At 64.3% G+C, this 4,974-nt stretch carries 3 protein-coding genes and 1 pseudogene; 3 read left to right on the forward strand and 1 reads right to left on the reverse strand.

Features of this window, described 5'->3' with window-relative positions; translation table 11 throughout:
• Positions 1–297: 297 nt before the first annotated feature.
• From L0G76_RS13975 to L0G76_RS13985, 3 genes are all read left to right on the forward strand, one after another.
• Entirely contained in the window at positions 298–1,653 is a 1,356-nt protein-coding gene (locus L0G76_RS13975) for a M18 family aminopeptidase (protein ID WP_304357774.1), read from the forward strand.
• A gap of 226 nt (positions 1,654–1,879) precedes the next feature.
• Positions 1,880–2,650 carry an amidohydrolase family protein gene (locus L0G76_RS13980; RefSeq protein ID WP_304357775.1) on the forward strand — a complete coding sequence of 257 codons (771 nt, stop codon included), beginning with the start codon at positions 1,880–1,882 and terminating at the stop codon, positions 2,648–2,650.
• Positions 2,651–2,798: 148 nt separating this feature from the next.
• Positions 2,799–4,589 carry an ABC-ATPase domain-containing protein gene (locus tag L0G76_RS13985; RefSeq protein WP_304357776.1) on the forward strand — a complete coding sequence of 597 codons (1,791 nt, stop codon included), beginning with the start codon at positions 2,799–2,801 and terminating at the stop codon, positions 4,587–4,589.
• A gap of 26 nt (positions 4,590–4,615) precedes the next feature.
• Here the strand turns inward: L0G76_RS13985 and L0G76_RS13990 are convergent.
• Positions 4,616–4,974: pseudogene (locus tag L0G76_RS13990) on the reverse strand (thioredoxin domain-containing protein); the annotation flags it as partial.

Consider the following 4,974-nt stretch of genomic DNA (forward strand, 5'->3'; position numbering starts at 1 on the left):
TCGGGCCAGGTGGTGGTTTCGTCGAGCCAGTGCAGGCCGGTCACGCTCAGCCATCCGAAGGGAGTCGCCAGCGCCGAGTTCCTAGAATCCCGCCATGTGTTCCACTCGGTCACGAACTGGTTCACTTCGAACACTCCTTGTATTACTTTTCGGTGCTGGTTCTCGGGCGATGAACAACGAAGTCCGAGCGGTCCGTGACCGCTGCGGCTCCGGCCCCTCGCCCGCTGCCGTGTCGACGCGGACCAAGAGAACCAATGCCCTTGTGGCCAAAGCTACCGCAAACGATAGGCTGTGAAAATGAGTGCATCGCCCGTGATACCACGTACGGAAACCCAGGTCGCAGCCGATCTGACGGACTTCATCAGTTCATCTCCCAGCTCCTATCATGCCACCGACACAGCGGCAGCACGATTCGACTCCGCAGGTTTCACCCGACTCGATGAGCGAGAGAAATGGTCGCTCGAAGCTGGACAGGGCTGCTATGTCATCCGTGACGGTGCGATCATCGCATGGCGGATTCCGGCAAGCAAAGTTGATACTTTTGATGCAGGCTCGGGCGCGGGTGTCGGCGCCGACGAGAACGCCGGCACGGTTCCCGGGTTCCGCGTCTTTGGTTCCCACACGGATTCCCCGGCCTTCAAGCTCAAGCCCGGCGAGGAGTTCACTGTCGAGGGAACCCGCCAGATCGGCGTCGAGGTCTACGGCGGGCCGCTGCTCAATTCGTGGCTCGACCGGGAACTGGCGCTGGCCGGGCAGCTCAGCCTCGCCGACGGATCCGTCGTGCTCGCGCAGACCCCGCCCATCGCGCGCATCCCGCAGCTGGCCATCCACCTCGACCGGCAGGTCAATGACGGCCTGACGTTGGACAAACAGCGCCACACCACCCCGATCATCGGTCTTGCAGATCTCGCTGAGGCCGAGGTCATCGAGATCCTCGCTGCCTCCGCCGAGGTGGATCCTGAGCAGGTCGTCGGACACGACGTCTACACGATCCCCGTTCAGAGCCCCGGTCTCTTCGGTGCCCAGGAGGAGTTCTTCGCCTCGCCGAGGTTGGACAACCTTTTGTCCGTCCACGCCGGTGTCAACGCGCTGGTCGACGTCGATGCTGCCCCGCTGGACTCCATTGCCCTCTTCGCCGGCTTCGACCACGAGGAGATCGGGTCGAATTCACGATCCGGTGCCTGCGGGCCGTTCCTCGCCGACGTCACCGAGCGCATCATCGCCTCCCTGTTCCCGGAGTCGACGCGCAGCGACTACCTGGCCTCGCTCGCGTCGTCGATCTGCGTGTCCTCCGACGCCGGGCATGCCGCCCACCCGAACTATCCGGAACGACACGATCCCCACGTCCGCCCCCGCCTCGGCGGCGGTCCGCTGCTCAAAATCAATGCACAGCAGCGCTACGCCACGGATGCCGTGGGAACAGCGGCCTGGTCACAGGCGTGCACGGCGGCCGGGGTCGAGTACCAGAACTTCGTGTCGAACAACGCGATGCCGTGCGGGTCGACGATCGGGCCGCTGACCGCGACCCGATTGGGCATGACCACCGTCGACGTGGGCCCGGCCTTGTATTCGATGCACTCGGCCCGCGAAATGGTCGCCATCAGCGATGTCGTGGCCCTGGGCGCCGCAGCGAAGGCGTTCCTACAGGGGTGAACGCGGGGCTGCAGGGTGATCGCGCCCCAAGCTGCCTCAAGTAGTCAGATTACGGAGCAGTACACAGGTTGCAACCCATGTACTGCTCTGTAACCTGTGCCGTTCGCCGGCCCCGGTCGACGGAAGCACCGAAGCAACCGACCGAGTGGCCACCTGATCGGCCGGGCAAGCGACCACCAATTGAGATTGCCACTTGGCTTGTCGAATGCGGCGATAGGTTGGGGCCATGACTTCTCCGACGCCGGTCTTCGACGCGCACCTGCACATCATCGATCCGAAACATCCTCTGACCCAGAATCATGGGTACCTGCCGGACCCCTTCACGGTCGAGGATTATCTGCTGCGCATCGGTGGCCTGGGCATTGCTGGTGGAGCGGTGGTCTCGGGGTCGTTCCAAGGCTTCGACCAGTGCTTCCTCGTCGACGCCTTGAGCATTCTGGGCCCCGACTTCGTCGGCGTCACTCAGCTTCCAGCCGACACCTCCGATGACCGCATCCTTGAGCTTGACCACGACGGTGTGAAAGCGCTGAGGTTCAACGTCGCTCGCGGCGGATCCGCAGCCTTGGACGACCTGGAACATATGGCACGCCGGGTCCATGATCTCGCCGGGTGGCACTCCGAGTTCTACCTCGACGCCCGCAGCATCGATGCGGATCTCGGAGACCGTATCGCCAGCCTTCCCGCCGCGAGCATCGACCACTTTGGAATGCACAGCGACGGACTGCCTGCTCTGCTGCGGCTGGTCGAACGCGGCGTCAAGGTCAAGGCGACCGGCTTCGGCCGCGTCGAACTCGATCCTGCCACCACGATGCGAGCGATCGTCGATGTCGACCCCTCAGCACTCATGGCGGGAACGGACCTGCCCTCCACCAGGGCTCCTCGACCATTCGAGGACACGGACTTCGAGGTCATCCGCGACACTCTGTCGCCCGAGGAGCTCACCGCGGTGTTCTGGGATAACGCCGCACAGTTCTATCTGGGGCGCGCACGCAGCTGACCCTGGGGCGCGCACGCAGCTGACCCTGGGGCGCAGACAAAACTGACCGCAGAACCGACGAACCGCAGGGGACCGACGAAGGGCCTCGCTCGCAAAGCACGAGCCCGCTCTTCGCCTCTGTTGACCTCGATCAAGTAGCATTCCAGGGATGAACTCCCAACGATCGAATCTCTCCTCTACACTGCACAGCCTCGACGGGCGCAGCTACGGAAATTACAAGCAGATCCGAGGCCGCTACGAGTTCGGGCCGGTCACCGTGTTCATCGATCGGGTCCAGGTCGATCCCTTCGCCTCCCCGTCGAAGGTCCGGATCAGAATCAATCGCGCCGAGGCGGGATTCCCCACCGACATCACCACCGAACGGGAGGACCGCATCGCGGCCTCCGACTTCCTCTTCCGTGTCGGCAATTCATTCCAACGCAGCAAAAACCGCAACGCCGTCGTCCTCGGCCGACAGGGCCAGGAAGTGCTCGAGCGCACCAACGTCATCATCGACGACGAGGGCTTCGAGGCACGACTGCTCGTCAACCTTCCAGCACGCGGCAGACGCATCCTGGGTCACCTGGCCGCGGACATCCTCACCCGCGATGTCCCCGAGCTCGCTCAGGCGATGTTCGTCCACTCCAATCTGCCAGGCGCCGATTCCGGCGACGGCCCCGACGACCGCTCCGGCACAGACCTGCGCGAGCATGTCCAGCTCCACCGAGACCAGCTGGAACTGCAGAACCACCTCGGCGAGGAAGGTCTCCTCGCGTTCATCGGCAACGGTGCGATCCTGCCGCGGCGCTCGGGTGATTCTGACATGCCGATGGATTCGAACGCTGTGGCCTTCACCAGCCCGAGTTCACTCGAGCACACCGTCACGCTCTCAAGCGGGCGCAGCCTGACCGGCATGGCGATCCCACGTGGTGTCACGGTCATCGTCGGCGGCGGGTATCACGGTAAGTCGACGATTCTGCGTGCTCTTGAGCGCGGAGTCTACCCGCACATCGCAGGCGACGGTCGCGAGTGGGTCATCACTGAACCCAGTGCCACCTCCATCCGGGCCGAGGACGGTCGCGCCGTGACCGGCGACGACATCTCGCCCTTCATCAACAATCTGCCATCCGGCACTGACACGAGAGCCTTCACCACGACGAATGCGAGCGGATCGACCTCACAGGCGGCCAACCTCGTCGAGGCCGTTGAGGTCGGTGCTCGTTCGCTGCTGATCGACGAGGACACCTCGGCGACGAACTTCATGATCCGCGACGAGCGGATGCGCGCACTGATCCCTGCCGACCGCGAACCCATCACCCCGTTCGTCGACCGAATCCGGCCCCTCTTCACTCGCCGAGGTGTCTCCACTGTCCTCGTCGCCGGTGGGTCGAGTGCGTTTTTCGAGGTCGCCGACCACGTCATCGCCCTCGACGCCTATGTGCCGCAGGAGGTCACCGAGAAAGCGCATGAACTCGTGGGCGTGGACCCGACAGAGCTGGAGGGTGCGAGTCCAGCGGATCGGGACGCCGCGAGCCCAGCCGGTCCGGTCAACAGCGGAAACGAATCAGCAGATGAGACCGGAGACATGTTCGCTGCGCCTCGACCGCGGATTCCGACGGCCACCGCACTACGCCCCAGCTCGAAGACGAAATCAGCGAAGGCCAAAGGGCTGGGTCAAGTCCAGTTCGGGAAGGCCTTCATCGACCTGGCCGCAATCTCCCAGCTCATCGATCCGCAGCAGACGACGGGCATCGCCGAGGCGCTCGAATACATGGCGGAGATCTTCGACGATCGAACCTCACTCACCGAAGCTCTGGCCGAGGTCGAGGACATGCTCGATGCGCAGGGCATCGACGGTCTGACCGGCAATCGCGACCACCCTGGCCATGTCTCCCGTCCCCGGCCACAGGAGATCGCGGCCGCCCTCAACCGCTTCCGGGGACTGCACCTCGTCGGGTGACGCACGATCTCAACAGAGCTCTCCGCTTATGCGTCCAGCAGTGCAACCAGATCCTCGGCCGTAGAAACAGGCAGCGAGCACTGCGTCCCCTGGCAGACGATGGCCTTGCCCTCGGGCACCTCCACCTCCGAACCGTCGTCGGCAGGAACGCCTGTTTCAGCGGTGATGAGCGTGACCGCAGGATGCCTGGCTGCGATCCTGTTCAGCTCGGCATCTCGCGTGGCGACACGAATCGGATTGAGTGCTCGCTCTGACTGCCACAGCGCATGACCGCAGCCGCGAGGTGCTCGACCGGCGAGCGCCCGATAGACCCCGAGCAGGCGGTCGCGCAGGTCAATAAGTCCGCCCGTGCTCAAGTCGTCCGCCGGAGCGGCGCCACCCGAAG

Origin of the sequence: Brevibacterium picturae, from assembly GCF_030453725.1 — a bacterium.
Lineage (GTDB): Bacteria > Actinomycetota > Actinomycetes > Actinomycetales > Brevibacteriaceae > Brevibacterium > Brevibacterium sandarakinum_A.